Source organism: Vibrio coralliirubri, from assembly GCF_024347375.1.
In the GTDB taxonomy this organism is placed as follows: domain Bacteria; phylum Pseudomonadota; class Gammaproteobacteria; order Enterobacterales; family Vibrionaceae; genus Vibrio; species Vibrio coralliirubri.
This window is the reverse complement of sequence record NZ_AP025471.1, coordinates 1,120,534-1,136,699: the sequence shown is the minus strand read 5'-3', so window position 1 is coordinate 1,136,699 and position 16,166 is coordinate 1,120,534. Positions and strand designations below refer to the sequence as shown.

Sequence of the window (16,166 nt, the reverse complement as noted above, 5' to 3'; positions counted from 1 at the left end):
CGACAGGTTAAATTGTCGCCTTTTTTACGTCTAAAACCGCTAAATAACGCTCGATTACAGTGGCTGTCGCCATTTTGTCGCCATTAATTTTCTAAAGGATTGAGGTGAACTGCCTGCATCAAATGCTCGGGAGCAAAGTGAGAATACGCCATTGTCTGCTCAATTTTTGTGTGACCTAGAATCCGCTGTAACACCAAAATATCCCCTTTATTCATCATAAAATGCGAAGCAAATGTATGCCGTAGAACATGCGTTGCTTGCCCACTTGGAACATGATTAGGTAAAGCCCTTTTAATGTAGCGCCAGGCATCCTTATAAGTAGTGTCAAAAATCTTATGGTCGCTCACTGCGATATCTAAGATCTCATGATACAAAGCAGGTGAGATGGGCACACTTCGATTTCTCTTACCTTTTGTCTCGGTGTAAGTTAGCTTGAATTCAGCTACTTGTGAACGGGTAAGAGTGAGAGCTTCACTTATACGAGCACCGGTGGCTAAGCAAATCTTAGAGATTACAATGAGCTGTGGAATCGAGACTGTAATTACGCGGTTGAAATTCTTCAGGTTAAATAGGAACTCTTCAATTTGTGGCTTGGTTAGATATGCCAGGTTCTTTTCACTGGTTCTGATAAGCTCGATTGCTTCAACTGGGTTGGGGTATTTCCACTGATTGTACTTAATCAGCTTCTTGAACATACCTTTTAGATAAATCAGTTCAAGGTTATGTGTGGTCGGGGATATCTCGATAGATTTGTTTTTGCCACGATAGGGGATTCGAGCTGCCCGATAATCTAAGTAGTCTCGTTCTTTAAGGTGATAGGCAATTGGGTTACCTAATCCTTCAATTGTTTTGGCTATTAGATCCCGAGCTTGCTTACCTGATTTCAACGTATGACCGTGTATGCTCCACCAAGTGTCTAACAGCTCGCTCATTCTACGGTGATCCGGTTTAATACCCATCCATGGCTTATCGTCAATTTCCCTTATTGTGTGAAGCTCAAAAGCCTTGGCTTCGCCTTTAGTCGCAAATTTCTTACGAACACGCTTCCCCGTTCGTCCGTTTGGGTAACATTCGCAGATCCAAGGTTTGGTAGAACCATCTTTTAAATTGCGGACAGACATAATAAAGCCTAATATAGCTGTATATAAAAACAGTATAATTGAGCTGGAATGTAGAACAATGTTTTATTTAGGAGAAAAAGCACAAGCTGGGCACCTATCTCAAAATGCTAAGAAAGTTAATAGGTTTTTGCCATGTATCAATCAATTCATGTGATTTCTGGATACAGCCACTTCAAGATTAACAGCAATGGTCCAATTGGGGTAAGCAAGAAGAACCAAGGGATGATTGATGCGCTTTTGAAGCTAGATAATCGTTTTACTGCGCCATTTGGTGGGTTTATAGAAGCAAAGAATGTGATCGGTTTGAAATGGGTGAAGCTGGTTGATATTAAATATCTGTGTACCGATGAGGAAGCCGAAACTATCGAGTACGTCATACAAAAAGACCACTATGTCGTGGGGACGTACCAAGACCGGAAGCTGTATATTTTATTGTTTGGTGGAGAGCCAAAGCACCATCAGATCAAAGGCCTAGAGCAAGATGGGAAAAACAATGTGTATGGGTTGTTTTGAAGTAGTTTCCGTCACATACCACAGAACTGAAGATCAAACTATTACTTAGAGTGAATATAGAAATAAGTATCAAACTTTACATTTAAAGTGTACAGGTTCTTCTTATTGTTGGTTATAATGAGTTAATTGGTGGACGGTTAGTCCTTATGCGTGTTTTTTTCCCCAAAAAGAGTGAACAGTGGAATATTATATAGAAGTGTCAAGGTTAATTGAGAGTGCTTTAGCTGGTAACCAAGCTGAAACTATAAACCAGACAAAAAAATTGGTAGAAAAGCTAACCAGTGATGGTGACGCTATTGCTGCTAAGGGTTTGGCTAGTAAGCTAACTGGGGGGAAAAATAGCACTATCAATACAAAAAGCTTTTTGAGCAAACCAATACCTGTAGAAAAAGATAACAGATTTTCTTTGGCGGATAAGACATTTCCAACATATGAGACTTCTAGAGTATTCTTGTCCAATAGTAAAGAGATAGAAGTACATTCATTTATTGAATACATCCGTAAGCAAGATAAGTTAATAGCGGTAGGCATCCCCTCAAATCCTTCGCTTTTACTGCACGGAGTACCAGGCACAGGGAAGAGTCAGCTAGCTAGCTACATCGCAAGTGAATTAGATTTGCCTCTTATTACAGCTCGTTCTGATGCATTGATATCATCTTATTTAGGGTCAACATCTAAGAATATTCGGTCTTTATTAGAATACGCAAACTCTGAACCATGTGTACTGTTCTTGGATGAATTCGATTCTATTGCGAAAGCTAGAGATGATAAAAATGAAATAGGTGAGTTAAAAAGGGTAGTAGTCAGCCTTCTTCAAAATATTGATAGTTTAAATAACACAGTTGTTATAGCTGCAACTAATCACCCTCACCTGTTAGACCCTGCAGTTTGGCGACGGTTTCATTATAAGATGGAATTAGACTTACCGGAAAAGCCTGTAAGATTAAAGATCATCAGTAATCTTCTAAATAATTTCTCTATAGATGATTTAGATATTGAGCTTTTGGCTAAATTGACGGAAGGAAGAACCGGAGCGGAGATTGAAATGGTAATACATGAGTATTTGCGTTTCATTGTCGTTAATGATCTCGTTTTTGATATAGGTCATATATGTAGGAACGTCCTTATGGACAAGTACCCCCAGTTAACTTTTGATTCATCGGACAAGAAGCAAGAACTTGCGTGGCTTCATGAATATGATAGTAACTTGTTTACATATAGGATACTCGCATTAGTTTTTGATATATCATTAAGCTATGTTGGTAAGTTACTGAAAGGTAAAAGTAAATGAGTAATAACTCAATAAAGCATGTTCAGTTTTCTCAAGTTGATTATATAAAGCCCCCAGTAAATCCTGGAGGGTCTAATAAATTACATAAAGAACTCACAAACGAGTTTGTGTCTGAAATAATTTCATCTATTCAAGACCTTCAAGAAGAAATTAGTCTTAACTTTGAAAAGTCAACAATACCTTATATGCCCGCAATCGTAGAGCTAGAAAGTAAAGCCATTTCAAAATCAAATAGACCAACGGCAATTTTTAATGAAACGACTTGTCCATTCTTTGGAGACGTAGGCTTCTCTAAGTTTTTGATACAAGCAACTCCTGATGGATTAAGGAATTTAAAAGCAAAAATTTCAGGGTTACAAGGAAAAATAACTTTGGAATCAGCCTTATCAACGGTCAAAAGTATTACTAAATTTGAACCTAAAGTTCAAATTTCTAGAAATACAGAGGCAGGGTATTATGTGATACGTTTGCTTAGGTTTGAAGATGATCAAGTGAATAACCAAATTGATAGTCAGTTTGAAGATTATTTAAATAACTTCAGCAGACAATGGACTAAACATGACTCAACATCTATTAGGGTTTATCGAGTAAGGCTTGAAGAAAGTCAAGTGCACGAAATCTGTGAGAGTAATGTTTTTGTACAAAGTGTCTCACCTAGCAAGTCGATATCTTCACTAGAGTGTACACCTGAGGATTTATTGACGCTTCCTATTGTTCTCGAGGTTCCTGAAGATGATTGTCCTGTAGTTGGAATTGTTGATACAGGTGTAAGCTCAGCTTGTGGTCCATTAGCTCCTTGGTTGACAGGACAAATCTCGATTGTTCCTGAAAATGATAAAATTAGTGAACATGGTACTTTTGTTGCTGGTCTGATATCGAATGCTAGTTTACTAAATGGTGGACATAGTCATTTTCCCCTCTGCCAATCAAAGGTTTTCAGTATAGAAGCTATAGGCGCGAGTGGTGGTGATTTCTATGAAATACTTAACACTCTCGATATGGCAGCGAAAAATAATCCGCATATTAAGGTGTGGAACCTGTCTTTAGGTGAGAATGATCCAGTTGACCTTCATGGGATTTCTGAGTTTGGGATATTATTGGATGAATTTCAGGATAAGCATAATTGCTTATGTGTGGTTTCTGCAGGTAATTTTCAAGAAGAGCTTAGACCTTGGCCGCCTATAGATACTTATGAAGATCGTATTTCAAGTCCAGGCGACTCTGTTAGAGCGTTAACAGTAGGTTCTTTAGCTCATAATGATGGTTTTGTTTCTAATGGAAAACCATCCAGTTTCTCTAGGAAGGGGCCTGTTTCCAATTTTGTACAAAAGCCAGAAGTAGTACATTATGGTGGCAATTTATTAGAAAATGGCTCTTTCTGTGATTCTATGGCGATCAAATCAATTTGTCCAAATGGATATGAGACATATAGCGTTGGTACTAGTGTTTCAACTCCAATAATATCTACATTGGCAGCCAATTTATTCCATAAGATTGGTGAAAGGGCTACGCCTAGCTTAGTTAAAGGGTTACTGATTCATAGTGCTAACCTAAAGGGGATAGTGCCACAAGAATGCAAAGAATATTTAGGGTGGGGGGTTCCTGCAGATGTCCATGACGTTTTAAGTGTTAGTGATTATGAAACAACACTAGTATTTGAAGGTATCGCCCAAAAAAGCTTTGAAGTGCAAAAATTACCGTTTCCTATCCCTGATTGCTTAAGAACTGACGAAGGAAAAGTCAGAGGGGAGTTTTTCATAACTTTAGTCTATCAACCTGATTTGGATCCTAAAAAATCATTTGAATATTGTCAGATTGATGTTGGTGTTGGTTTAGGTAAAACAGACGGAGTGAAATTCAAGTCTATGGTTCCTCTTCAAGCTTCTACTCCGATGAACGAAGCTGATTTAGCTAAGTCAGGTGATAAATGGTCACCGATTAAGGTTTATCATAAATCCTTCCCTAGAGGGACGGATATTGAAAACTGGAAACTTAGAGTTTCGGTATTGAATCGAGACGGGTATGAGGCTGAAGGGGTCGAAATTCCTTTCTCTATAATACTGACTATACGCGATATTGACCGAGAACAGCCTGTATACAATGAGATGGCAAGGTTGATGGATCAGTATAACTGGGAAGTTTCTGAACTGGTTGTAGATAATCGAATTGAACTATAACTAATTATAGTAGTTTAAAGGCACCCTTAGGGTGCCTTTTTAATTATTCTGTGCTTGCTAAAAACTGTTCAGCAACAGAGTCAGCATTGCTTTTACGGTGCTTAGGTTGCTTTGAGTCTTTTTTATAAGACATTGGTTTTATTGTCTTTTTATTCTCTTCTTTATTTGGAGAATATTCTTTCGAGTTGTAAGTACTACCGTTCAAGTTGTTGTTATAGCTAACAGGAGTAGCTGATTTTCTTACTGCCATAATATCCCCTCCTAAACCAATTTGAATTGTATAATTTTGTTCAACAAAAGACAATGAGCATTCTAGGTCTCATCACCATCGCTTTTTGGATCTACATAACCATTTTCGTCTTCACCTGATGGCAGTTTAGTCCATATTTCATATGCCGCAATACACAATGCTAAAGTACTAACGAGAGGTCTACAAAACTCGTTAAAGTCGCTCGCGTTTCCTCTTAACATTCGGGCATTCTTACTGTAAACATTTAAAACAGCAACACTTAACCCTTCTTTCAAGTCTACACCTGTATCGGGAATTTGCACGTGAGTGGGTAGTTTTACGGGGATGCTAACCAATGACCGACTAGAATGGTCATCCTTATAACGTTCATAAATATCTTGGGCTTGTGATTCAGAGTAGTAGCTCCAACAATCTTCATTTAGCCATCGCTCTATTTCAGTTAATAGGTTCTCTGTGTAGTGATAGCTACCTAATCGAAAGGCTTCTGGTGCACCAGGTAATGTTTGTTTTGATAAATACTCATTAGTGTGTAAGTCCTCATCTAAACATACAGGTAAAATCAAAGGAGGGTTATTCTCATTTTCCTTTCGACCATAGAATGTTTTTTCTGAATTCACACTAGCTGCTACATAAAGAATGCCTGAAATCTGAGCCTTGACGCTATATGGGTTATTAGCGTCAAAAAATATATGGTTTTGTTTCCAGTGTGCTTTAATAAACTGGGCAATCCTTAGGGTACTTGGTGCATACAGCATTAGGTTCGCAGCATAGCCCTCTTTATGATTACTATCCCAGCTCATTGCCATATCACGCGCATATGATAAAAGTGTTATTATGTGTTTTTTAATTTCTTCATCATCAAAATTACCACTATCAAAAGATTGTTTGATGGCATTATTAATTGTCATTACTGTTGGCATGTACTCTTCGTGGTACTTTCTAAGCCACAAAGAATCAGGCAGACTCCGTTGCTCTTGAGCTAGCCTAATTGCCAATTTTTGTCTTTGATTTGCGACGTATGAGTCGGAAAGAGCTCGAAGTAATGTTAAAGCAACTGCGAATAATACCGTATATAAAGTAAAAGAATGAATCCCATCCCAAATGATTGTAGAGAGTGCTGAGATACTTAAGTCGGTATAATTAGATAACGTAAAAGATAAACTGATATTAGCACCCAAAATAGCACCAGCGGCAAGCTGTACTAGAGTAATTATTCCTAGAAGTACTGAGCTAGAAAAAAAGTTAGCTAATGAATTTGTAATGCCTCTGATGAAAGCTAATCTGGATATGGTTTTTTGAATAACTAATTTCAGATGCCAAGTATTCCATATAGAAATTGGTCTTCGTTTGTTATTTTTGCTGTTTAGTGCCATTAAAACTACTTCTTCTCCATTACCAAAGCAACTCTACCCACAACTCTTACTTCATCTTCTTCGACTGTTAGAGTCGAGCCGTTAAAGCTGATTGCTAGCTTCTTACCTGGTAAACGTTGTATGTCGTTTAACGAGAGTAAGCCATCCATATCCACTAAGTACGTGCCACTTACTGCTTGGTTAACTTCTTTATCGATAATGGACGTGAGCTCTCCGTGTCGAATAGCCATTGCGTTCATTACTGAGACTTGATCGAGTAAAGATTTGTCGAATGTGAGAGTTTTTAATTCTTTTAAATCGCCATTGAGAATCTTAAATGAGTCAATGTCGAAAAGAACTTTAGGTTCTAGGCGTTTCGATTGATGTTCAGAGCTAACTCTATTAGGAAATGGTTCACCTTCACCTAAGGTCAACCACTTTACGGAGATCCCTGTGTACATGTGGGCTCTTAGTACAACCTCAAAAGGGCAAAGGTCACGCTTATGCCAGGTAGACATTGTCGAAGTTGGAATATCTAAGAGTGTAGAAAGCTCTCTCTGGTTCTTAACTTCTAGTGCTTGGCAAAGCCTTTCTGTGATGATTTTTCCGCCCTGATATTCAAAAGCGGATAGTTTTTCTTGTTTTTCTCGCATATACGATCAATAATCTCTCGTATCTGAACAATTTTGAGCGGCAACTCTATTGTTCGATATTAAACATTCAACGACTTAACAGGATATCACTATGCTCTCATATCAAGTAGTCCTAAATACGCCTTTCATGACGTACGACCAATACTCTCAGTTCTCTGGAATGCCGAAACGCACCATCATGGATTGGGTAGCTGATGGTCGCTTACCTATTAAAACTAAAGCAAAAGGTAAAGAAACCCCTCTAATCAATATGGTCATGTTGCTAGAAATGGCAACGCGTGAAACGTTGGAGAGAATGGGTTAGTCGCTCATGCGTTTATCTTCCCTTATTTCGACCAAAGAGCGTTGCCCGTTGGGGTTCAATGTTCTTGGTTGGGCTTCTTTTTTCACTTTTCTTCAATTGAGTATTGGTTATGAATGGAATTGACTCAATAGGCGAATTTTCTCGCACAAAACAAGGAGCCTTTAATGAGGCGTGTTACGTGTTCGCTAGATCAGAGAATATGGCTAGGCTCGCAGAGATCATAGGGATGAGTCCGACCATGCTGCGGAATAAGCTTAATCCTGATCAGCCTCATGTCCTGAGTTGTGTTGAAGCCATCCTTCTCGCCAAAGTGAGCGGTAATCACATCATTGTAAACAGTTTACTTCTTGGGCTGGGTGTGGTCACCGCATATATACCGCCCAACACCATGGATGATGCCTTTGTTTTGTGCGCACTAGAGAGCTCGACCCACTCGGGTGAGTTGTCTCGAATGGCTTTAGAGTATGCAGGAAATCAGCGTCTTACTCGCGCTCAAAAACATAAGCTTATTCATACCGCCCACGCCAGTATCGGTGTTCAGGTAAAGCTCATCAGGAGCTTAGAAAAACTGAATCAAGGTGTTTGTCTGCTTAAAGCCATGGATGAGAGAGGGGGTGCTAATGGTTTATCTGCCTCAAACATCAATTCGGATCAATGATGGCTGTTACTCCGTGCGATAAGTCATGTCCTGAAACGTCTGGTCATGGATTGACGAAGGAAGATAAGCGTAGAGGTCTTATGTATATCAAGCGTATTCGACGCGAGTTATGCGCTCGTCAACTTTCTTCTTTAAAGGGTGAGCAGGTGAAGTTAATGAACCAATTAAGGCGTTCGAATCATGTGTTTGAACAAGTGCGACTGCGAATTCGTTTATTCGGCCTTGAGAGGCGAATACAAAGAATCAGACAACGTTGGCTTTGACGCATTTTCCTCTTCCAGAGTTGCGTTATTGATTTCTCCGAAGGGGAGCGTTTTTTAGCCGAGGTCACTTTATGAATCATCATGCGTTTGCGGTCGTACAGGGTAAGGTCATTCAAAGCAGTCTTGAAGCTGTCTTCAATTTAGTCTTAGAAAGTAAAGAAGAGTGGCGTGAGGCAGTCAGTTGTCAATCGACAAGATGTGCGATAAAAGTGGTCACCCGTTGCGGTTCTGAAAGCTCGAAAGGAACGGCTTTGGCCAGCTTTCGAATCTTATCAGAGAGAGTCAATAATACTGACTCAGTAACGGCGATCAACACTCAATACAGTCTATTTTACTCTGTTATTTCTGTAAGTGAGTATGGGCAAGGTGCACCGAGGGTGATGCGATGACGGCTCATTCTGAATACGCTGTGTCTTCATCTATCTCTTGTTTGAGTCGGCTATTGGAGGAAGCGCCGTATTTGTCGAGGTGCAGTGATAACAAAACCGCGATGCTTATCAGACCTAGAAACTATGCGATCAGATGGCCGTATATGCAGGTTAATCGTAAAGAGATGCAGGCGTGGATGGTGTTTGACATCGATCATGACCATCGCTCTGTCCCCAACCCCTATATTTGGCAAGATGAAGGCTTACCACCCCCTAATCTAATCGTTCGAAACCGCACCAGTAATAAAGCCCACCTTTTTTACGCTATTGTGCCGGTTTGCACAAGCGATCAAGCTCGCTCAAAACCCATTCAGTACCTCAAAGCCATTTATCGCGCCTTAGCCTTGCGACTTGAGGCGGACTTGAGTTATTCCGGCCCAGTAGCCAAAACGCCCTTTCATCCGTGGTGGCAGACGACCGAACTCCATCGGAGTGTCTATGAACTCAACGAGTTAGCGGATTCAGTTGAGTTGGAGACAACACGGCCATGGCTTCGTCAAGATATTGATGCCTCTTATTCTCGAAACTGTACTTTGTTTGAACACACTCGCAGATACGCGTATGACATCGTCGACGAAGAAAGAGAAAAGGGCAGTTATTCGAACTTTAAACGCCGTGTGGAGAGTTTCGCTCGTTACAAAAATACCGACACTGCGGATAAGCCGCCTTTGCAGTGCAGTGAGGTGTTGGCGGTAGTGAAAAGTGTTTCTCGTTGGACTTGGGATAAATACTGTGCTCGCTCAGACTGCCAGCGAGGTGTGATGAGGTTGGATAGTGGATTAAGTTTACAGGAAAGGCAGCGTAGAGCGGCCAGAAGAACCCATAACCTTCGTCGGACGAAGACCACTCGTCGAATTATCCGCGCATGTCAGTTTCTGTTACGCAAAAATCAGGAGCTCACGATTGGTTTGGTGGCACGTAATGCGAACCTGTGTCGCCAGACCGTCAGTCGTTATGTCTATCTGTTTGAATGGATCAAGTCTGCTTTATCCGAAAGTAGGCGAAATGAGCCAGAGTATCGTGGTAATTATGCTGTTCATCAGATATCTGCCCCTGTAACGTTAAATTGTGTGGAGTATGAGGTAGGGAAAAAGAAGGCGGTACTTGAGTCGGCTTTTCCTTGAGTCGAATAATAATGAGTAAAATATCGAGCCAAAATGAGAGCGCTTGGTAAATTCAAGAAGGGAGTTGCGGTTAGGTTACATTTATTGGAGATTCAATAGTCTTCCCCCTCACTTTTTGACCGCTAGCCCCTCTTTTAAAGAAGGGAAATGTTTGATGAGAGTTGAGTCTATATGCCTCTCATTCATGTGATTAATGTCTCATTTCGTGTAAATATGGACTCACCCGCCTTAGTTTGCTGTATATTTATACAGTTATTTAAGGGGGAGTTATGGCTTTTAAAGATACAGAAACACTGTCAACAGGAATTGAATTCATTGTTGAAGCTGTGGCGGTGAAGACGAATGGCCAAGATCATTCAGCCTTAGGCTTATATTTGATCAGCTTACTGCTCGAAGATCAAAAGATTGACCTTGATTGTGATGATAAAAGGAAAAGGATGGGAATACTGTTTGATAAATCGCGTACAACACGTCTTGACCTGGGCTGGAAGAGCCCTACATTTTAGAGCTGGTTGCGTTAGCGAATTGGGTGAACTTGATAGTGATAGTTATTTAACTCTTTACTTGCTTGGCATAATTCAAATGTGAAATAAGGTTGGGTGACTAAGCACTTAGTGAACTTGTCTAATTCATTCGTATGTATAAACAGCGAAATGGGTGCAATCTGACGGTTTTCATTATCGAAGCAGTTATCAATATGTGCTCTGTCGATATAAACAACGTCCATTTCCTGTTTAGGGGTCTCTTCAATAAGTTTTGTTTCTAATCCGCTCTTCTCAAAGCGTTCTAACAAGGCATAAAGCTTATCAACGTCGTTTTGACTTTCTATCGCTGAATATTGAGATAAAACGCTTTCTAAGTGTTTTTCGATTGAGCCAAACTTATTTTTCATCAAACAAACCGTTTTAAGCTTTTTCTTGATAATGCCATATCGAGCTTGTTTGATTTTTGGCTTTAAGAAGTCAATGATGATCTTGTTTCGTTGCTCTTCTTTAACAAAGTGACTGGCAACGTTTACTTTGAAGTAAAGGTGAAGAAGAGTGTTTTCGAAAGTCGACTTAATAAGTTGATGGTATGAATGTTCTGACATTGTTCACATTGATTCTTTATTGGTGAGGGTATTTTATCATAAGAATAGCAAGGCTTTATAGTCGAAACCAAAGTGATGCAATTTGCGGTTTGTGTTAAACCTGCTGCATTCGACGACATCGTATCAAGGGCATATTAAGCTTCGGAGTGTCGATCATTTCTAGACAGCAAGTCTTACCCGAGCACGGGCGTGTTTGGGAACAAACCATCGTCGAAGAAGCTTACCAACAAGCGCTTGTCGAGTTGTTATAGCAGGGCCATGTCGTTATCAGCTCACTGAAACAGAAAAATCCCAGCTTTAAGGTTTCAAATTACTTGTCTTAATCTCGGGTAAGACTGTTGGAGCTGCGTCTCTAACACTCATTGTCCATAAATTACACAGTAGAGAATTTAACAATCAACAACAGGAAATGATGCTAGCGGCATCAATATTAAATCGATTTACGCAGCTTGATATTCCCGAGAGCTATCGAGCTGTCTAATGACATCAAAAGATAGGGTGGGTTGAGTAAGGAAACAAAGCCGATAAAAACCTACTCAAAGGAGATGATATCATCTTTGAGTAGGTGGCCAAATTCACTATGCCACTGCATATAAAGCCCCAGCGGTTAATAGCCGTGGGTATACCTACGGACTTTCGTCGTTCGAACATCAGCAAATTCAAAGAGTACGAAGGCTGAATTGCCACGACTCATCAAGGGTTTGTGGTCATTTCTCCAAACGTATTGCGTTACTTTGGCCTCCTCTTAATATTGAAAGACATCAAAACCTTTCAGCAGAAAGCAGATAGGTTGGGTCTCATCGCTCGTAAGTAACAGTGCCGTGATAGCGTAATATCGATGTAATAACAGAGTAAGTATGTAACGTATATATTCATTGCAACCGTGCTGAAGCATTAAACGCAAAGGATATGTATAAAGATGGAACACAATGAAACGGATAATAACTATGACTATATTATTGTTGGTTCAGGTGCAGGAGGTGGTCCACTTGCTGCAAACTTAGCCCTTGCCGGGTACACAGTTCTGCTATTGGAAGCCGGGGGAAAGGAAGCAAGTGTGAGTTATTCAGTACCTTCGTTTTCGGGGCTTGCTGCTGAGAATGAGAACTATCGATGGGATTACTTTGTACGTCATTATGCAGATGAGAAGCAGCAAAAAAGGGACCCTAAATTTGTGCCAGCAAAAGATGGGGTATTGTACCCACGTTCAAGTACTCTGGGTGGCTGTACCGCGCACAATGCAATGATTACTACTTATCCTGCCAATTCGGACTGGGAGTACATTCAGCAGTTAACAGGTGATGATTCGTGGTCGCCAACAAAGATGCGTGAGTACTTTATTAAGCTTGAGAAGTGCCAATATTTAGAGCCGAACATCGCGAAAAACACAGGTCATGGTACTTCGGGGTGGTTGAGCACAGAGAAGGCTGATACGTCATCGGCACCTAAGGATTGGCAGCTTCAGCAAACCTTAGCCAGCTGTAAAAAACGTGGATTTGATGCTGAGCAGTTAGGAAAAATTAACGAGCATCTTGATCCAAACTCCGTCAGTGTTACCGAAGACCACAGTACCGGATATTTTACCATTCCCCAAGCTACCCACAACATGGCCAGAAATGGCACCAGAGAGTACATACTGCAAGTGCAACAGCAGTTCCCAAAGCGGTTATTTATACAAAGTCACGCTTTGGCGAGCCGCGTGTTGTTTGATGACATTGAGCTTAACAAGGCCATTGGTATTGAATATTTGCAGGGTCAGTATCTCTATTCGACCACCCCTAGGTATGACGAAGAGTGTCAGCTAACACAGCCTGTGGTTAATAAGGCCTATGCGAATGAGGAGGTTATCTTGTGTTGTGGTGCATTTAATACGCCACAACTATTGATGCTTTCGGGTATTGGCGATCCCGAGCAATTAACGCAATTTGACATACCTGTGCGGGTTAACTTACCCGGTGTTGGCACAAACTTACAAGACCGATATGAAATTCCTCTGATTACTGAGATGGAGCAGCCGTTTAAGGTCAATGAGCTTGCAAACTACAGTGATGATCCCGAACACGATGCGTTTTTAAAATCTTGGCTTGCCGATAGAACGGGACCTTATAACAGTATGGGTTCCCCCTTGATGTATTTAAAAAAGTCGTTCCCAGATAAGGTTGATCCTGACCTCATCATTTTCGCAAAAAGTGTACGCTTCCAAGGTTTCTTTCCAAACTGGTTTTGGACATTTAATCCGATAAAAAATCAATTTACCTGGACGGTATTAAAGGCTCATACCAATAATCGCAAAGGCGTGGTGAAGCTCAAATCTAATAACCCTAGGTTGGCACCCTATATTAACTTTCATTACTTCAATGAAGGCAGTGATGATGGTGGCGAAGACTTAAACGACATAGTGCAGGGTTTTAAGTTTGCTCGTACTTTGATGCAAGACTCTCCTTTTAAAGTCAAAGAGGTATTACCGGGACATGCGGTGCAAACCGATGAACAAATTAAACAATATATAAAAGACCAATCCTGGGGACATCATGCCTCTTGCTCCTGTCCTATTGGGGCTGACGGCGATAAGTTGGCGGTTCTTGATAGTCGTTTTCGGGTTCGAGGTACCCAGAATCTACGCGTAGTAGACGCTTCAGTTTTTCCCAAGATCCCAGGGACTTTTATTGTTACCCCCATCTATATGATAAGCGAAAAGGCATCGCAAGTTATTATTGAAGACCAGAAAAGGAAGAAGTCATGAGTAACAATAGCAATGGAAATGAGATAGTTAAATACGTTATATATCCGGCCATCGGTATATCAAGGGTGGGCAATTCTAGTCAGTGGTATTATGCGCCGGAACTTCCGGGACAGGTCGCTGATCCTAGGGTACCAAATGACCTAAGTAGCTCAACGTGTGATATTCAGTATAAAGATGCACATGGCGCAGTAAAAAAACAGGCTGCGCGATTTAGAATATATGGTCTAAACGCTGATGGGCAAGTTGTGTCTGAGATTAATCACGGTATTAATGCAGAGAATAAATGTATTAAGGTTGAATGGAAGGTGCATTTAGCAAACCGTAAAGGCGCTTGGTATGAGTTTACCAACCCAATGGATTTGAATGAAATTTCTGAAAAGAATGGAAATACCAAAAAGCTTGCGTTATCGGTGGTACATAAAAACCAAGGCTATGGTGGAGTACCTTATGGTTTGTCACCCAGCCGAGACAAGCTGGTGATTGATGCCGGAAGCGTATCAATCAGTGGTGCTAATCAACGCAGCGGCTCAATGGATGAAGGGGCATTTATGGATCGTAAGGTTTGCCTTGGAGAGCTGCGCACAGATGAAAAGGGCCGCTTAATTGTGCTAGGAGGTTCAGGTGAAGCTAACAGCATTAGACCTAATAATCCAATTCACCATTTTGCGAATAACGATGGTTGGTATGATGATACATCAGATGGACCGGTCCGGGCGACTATAACCATTGATGATGAAAAACCTATCGAAGCTGAGCCTGCCTTTGTTGCTGTGGTGCCACCTAATTATGGACAAGGCCTGTACGGCACGATCACCATGTACGATATTGCCAAAGACGTATACGCGAAAAAACAAGGCCAAACCACCAATGATGAAAAGCCCTCATTTGAGGATGACATATGGCCCATCTTTAAGTCATTAACTGATTCCCAGTGGGTGAGTGAAGGGTTGTATATGTTGTTTGGTAAGGGGTCTCCGTCTAATTTTACCGACCCTACGGTGTACGAAAAGCTAGTGTCAGATACTGACATTGAGTTTAAAAAATCGTTATTGAGCTGGTTTAGAAACCCAAAATCAGAGCAGTTTGAGCCGACGCAAATCCCCTCAAATTACGGCGATGCACTGCGCGACTTTAGTGGTCAGCCGAATGAAAATTTATGGGTTACGCAAACTCAATATAACTCCCTAGTTCAGTGGGCTAATGGTGATTTTAAGCCACCAAGTCGAAACATATTAGCTACAGGTTTTCCATTACCAGCGGCAGCTGAGCGTGATCCGATAGCCAACCAACCTCTTGCGATTCAGCCCTATCTACTCACTAAAGCGGCGCTGCAGGAGTGTTTGGGTGGGCCCTTTAGGCCGGGCATTGAAATATCTTGGCCGCTTAGAGTCGATCAGATGTGGAAAGCACCAGTAGCAGGAGAGTTATCACCGTATCGTTTAAATGTCGTGGCTCTAGAGCATGAAAATGACCCGAAGTACGTCAGCGATGACTATGGCCCAGTGTTATCCCCCGAGGAAGCGATGAAGAAAAACGGCCCTGTTGATTTTAGTGGCCCTGGAACATTAACTCGCTGGATGGGAGTGCCGTGGCAAGCTGACGCTGCAAGTTGTTTAGGGGGGGTAGATGAGTCAAATTATCTGCCAACGCCTGCGCTATGGGCACCGCGTGCACCGCAAAATGTGCTTAGCGAGCAATCCTATGAAGGCATTAATAGTGATGGCTCCGGGACCTTTCAAAAAAGTAAAAAGTTTAATTATCGCCAATACTGGCTGCGAGATTTAGATAACTCAGATACCTTAAGTCGGCTTAACGATATGGCTAATGAGTGGTCAGATTTGGGAATTGTTTCTGCTAAGACATTTTCAGCAGGCACTCACCTAGGGGAGCTACCTAAGGTTGCCTGGGTAGAGCAGCAGCGCGCTGAAACATTTACTCGCTGGGACCCAACCTACATACAGCTGCAAGTGGCTGAAGGGGAAATCACCCCTGAGCAGGCGATAGCCCGTGAAAAGCATGAGCGAGCCGAGTTTGAACAGGATATTGAGTCGTCTGATAATGAGATTCAAACCCGTAAGATCTATGGGCGCCTAGAGCGTTAAACGGTGAAGCTTAGTCAAAGGTTACCTTCGCGTTGGTGCGCAAGGGTAACCTTCACATGGTCTTTTTAATTATTGGCTAGTAGCACGTTGAGAGGAG

At 41.3% G+C, this 16,166-nt stretch carries 15 protein-coding genes; 10 read left to right on the top strand and 5 right to left on the bottom strand.

Annotated features, from left to right (window positions below; translation table 11 throughout):
* Window positions 1-83 precede the first annotated feature (83 nt).
* A complete protein-coding gene (locus OCV20_RS21700) occupies window positions 84-1,121 on the bottom strand; it encodes a phage integrase (RefSeq protein WP_086775106.1) in 1,038 nt (345 codons plus the stop codon).
* A 132-nt stretch (window positions 1,122-1,253) separates the two neighbouring features.
* Here OCV20_RS21700 and OCV20_RS21695 point away from each other — a divergent pair, with 132 nt between their 5' ends.
* The 3 genes from OCV20_RS21695 to OCV20_RS21685 all read left to right on the top strand — a co-directional run bounded on the left by OCV20_RS21695 (window position 1,254) and on the right by OCV20_RS21685 (window position 5,102).
* Window positions 1,254-1,634: a hypothetical protein gene (locus OCV20_RS21695; RefSeq protein WP_086775107.1), complete on the top strand. Its 381-nt coding sequence runs from the start codon at window positions 1,254-1,256 to the stop codon at window positions 1,632-1,634.
* Between the two features lie 178 nt (window positions 1,635-1,812).
* A complete protein-coding gene (locus tag OCV20_RS21690; RefSeq protein WP_086775108.1) occupies window positions 1,813-2,925 on the top strand; it encodes an AAA family ATPase in 1,113 nt (370 codons plus the stop codon).
* Window positions 2,922-5,102, top strand: a complete 2,181-nt coding sequence (locus OCV20_RS21685; RefSeq protein ID WP_086775109.1) for a S8 family peptidase — start codon at window positions 2,922-2,924, stop codon at window positions 5,100-5,102. The genes OCV20_RS21690 and OCV20_RS21685 overlap by 4 nt, the downstream gene beginning before the upstream one ends.
* Before the next feature lie 43 nt (window positions 5,103-5,145).
* On the opposite strand, the gene OCV20_RS21680 is transcribed toward OCV20_RS21685, so the two are convergent.
* The 3 genes from OCV20_RS21680 to OCV20_RS21670 all read right to left on the bottom strand — a co-directional run bounded on the left by OCV20_RS21680 (window position 5,146) and on the right by OCV20_RS21670 (window position 7,357).
* Complete coding sequence (locus OCV20_RS21680; protein WP_086775110.1) at window positions 5,146-5,352, bottom strand: hypothetical protein; 207 nt, start codon at window positions 5,350-5,352, stop codon at window positions 5,146-5,148.
* A 62-nt stretch (window positions 5,353-5,414) separates the two neighbouring features.
* Window positions 5,415-6,725: a hypothetical protein gene (locus OCV20_RS21675; RefSeq protein WP_086775111.1), complete on the bottom strand. Its 1,311-nt coding sequence runs from the start codon at window positions 6,723-6,725 to the stop codon at window positions 5,415-5,417.
* 5 nt (window positions 6,726-6,730) lie between these two features.
* Complete coding sequence (locus tag OCV20_RS21670; RefSeq protein WP_086775112.1) at window positions 6,731-7,357, bottom strand: phage repressor protein CI; 627 nt, start codon at window positions 7,355-7,357, stop codon at window positions 6,731-6,733.
* Between the two features lie 91 nt (window positions 7,358-7,448).
* Between OCV20_RS21670 and OCV20_RS21665 the strand changes: the two genes are divergently transcribed.
* The 5 genes from OCV20_RS21665 (at window position 7,449) to OCV20_RS21645 (ending at window position 10,640) form a co-directional block, all read left to right on the top strand.
* Window positions 7,449-7,661, top strand: coding sequence for a hypothetical protein (locus tag OCV20_RS21665; RefSeq protein WP_029203682.1), 213 nt, complete (start codon window positions 7,449-7,451; stop codon window positions 7,659-7,661).
* Window positions 7,662-7,770: 109 nt separating this feature from the next.
* Window positions 7,771-8,319, top strand: coding sequence for a phage regulatory CII family protein (locus OCV20_RS21660; protein ID WP_086775113.1), 549 nt, complete (start codon window positions 7,771-7,773; stop codon window positions 8,317-8,319).
* A gap of 334 nt (window positions 8,320-8,653) precedes the next feature.
* Complete coding sequence (locus tag OCV20_RS21655; RefSeq protein WP_050649256.1) at window positions 8,654-8,971, top strand: hypothetical protein; 318 nt, start codon at window positions 8,654-8,656, stop codon at window positions 8,969-8,971.
* Window positions 8,968-10,134 carry a replication initiation protein gene (locus tag OCV20_RS21650; RefSeq protein WP_086775114.1) on the top strand — a complete coding sequence of 389 codons (1,167 nt, stop codon included), beginning with the start codon at window positions 8,968-8,970 and terminating at the stop codon, window positions 10,132-10,134. The genes OCV20_RS21655 and OCV20_RS21650 overlap by 4 nt, the downstream gene beginning before the upstream one ends.
* 269 nt (window positions 10,135-10,403) lie before the next feature.
* Entirely contained in the window at window positions 10,404-10,640 is a 237-nt protein-coding gene (locus tag OCV20_RS21645; RefSeq protein WP_050649258.1) for a hypothetical protein, read from the top strand.
* Between the two features lie 11 nt (window positions 10,641-10,651).
* Here OCV20_RS21645 and OCV20_RS21640 read toward each other — a convergent pair whose 3' ends face one another.
* Window positions 10,652-11,224 (bottom strand): DUF2913 family protein, encoded by a 573-nt coding sequence (locus tag OCV20_RS21640; protein WP_086775115.1) that lies wholly within the window; start codon window positions 11,222-11,224, stop codon window positions 10,652-10,654.
* A 919-nt stretch (window positions 11,225-12,143) separates the two neighbouring features.
* Between OCV20_RS21640 and OCV20_RS21635 the strand changes: the two genes are divergently transcribed.
* Both OCV20_RS21635 and OCV20_RS21630 read left to right on the top strand, forming a co-directional pair.
* On the top strand, window positions 12,144-13,967 hold the full coding sequence (locus tag OCV20_RS21635; protein ID WP_086775116.1) for a GMC family oxidoreductase: 1,824 nt from the start codon (window positions 12,144-12,146) through the stop codon (window positions 13,965-13,967).
* Window positions 13,964-16,069 (top strand): LodA/GoxA family CTQ-dependent oxidase, encoded by a 2,106-nt coding sequence (locus OCV20_RS21630; RefSeq protein ID WP_086775117.1) that lies wholly within the window; start codon window positions 13,964-13,966, stop codon window positions 16,067-16,069. The genes OCV20_RS21635 and OCV20_RS21630 overlap by 4 nt, the downstream gene beginning before the upstream one ends.
* Window positions 16,070-16,166: the final 97 nt, after the last annotated feature.

Coding starts and splice junctions, on each gene's coding strand:
- OCV20_RS21630 (WP_086775117.1), top strand. CDS start 13,964: ATGAGTAACAATAGCAATGGAAATGAGATAGTTAAATACGTTATATAT.
- OCV20_RS21635 (WP_086775116.1), top strand. CDS start 12,144: ATGGAACACAATGAAACGGATAATAACTATGACTATATTATTGTTGGT.
- OCV20_RS21685 (WP_086775109.1), top strand. CDS start 2,922: ATGAGTAATAACTCAATAAAGCATGTTCAGTTTTCTCAAGTTGATTAT.
- OCV20_RS21695 (WP_086775107.1), top strand. CDS start 1,254: ATGTATCAATCAATTCATGTGATTTCTGGATACAGCCACTTCAAGATT.
- OCV20_RS21655 (WP_050649256.1), top strand. CDS start 8,654: ATGAATCATCATGCGTTTGCGGTCGTACAGGGTAAGGTCATTCAAAGC.
- OCV20_RS21645 (WP_050649258.1), top strand. CDS start 10,404: ATGGCTTTTAAAGATACAGAAACACTGTCAACAGGAATTGAATTCATT.
- OCV20_RS21650 (WP_086775114.1), top strand. CDS start 8,968: ATGACGGCTCATTCTGAATACGCTGTGTCTTCATCTATCTCTTGTTTG.
- OCV20_RS21670 (WP_086775112.1), bottom strand. CDS start 7,357: ATGCGAGAAAAACAAGAAAAACTATCCGCTTTTGAATATCAGGGCGGA.
- OCV20_RS21665 (WP_029203682.1), top strand. CDS start 7,449: ATGCTCTCATATCAAGTAGTCCTAAATACGCCTTTCATGACGTACGAC.
- OCV20_RS21640 (WP_086775115.1), bottom strand. CDS start 11,224: ATGTCAGAACATTCATACCATCAACTTATTAAGTCGACTTTCGAAAAC.
- OCV20_RS21680 (WP_086775110.1), bottom strand. CDS start 5,352: ATGGCAGTAAGAAAATCAGCTACTCCTGTTAGCTATAACAACAACTTG.
- OCV20_RS21660 (WP_086775113.1), top strand. CDS start 7,771: ATGAATGGAATTGACTCAATAGGCGAATTTTCTCGCACAAAACAAGGA.
- OCV20_RS21700 (WP_086775106.1), bottom strand. CDS start 1,121: ATGTCTGTCCGCAATTTAAAAGATGGTTCTACCAAACCTTGGATCTGC.
- OCV20_RS21675 (WP_086775111.1), bottom strand. CDS start 6,725: ATGGCACTAAACAGCAAAAATAACAAACGAAGACCAATTTCTATATGG.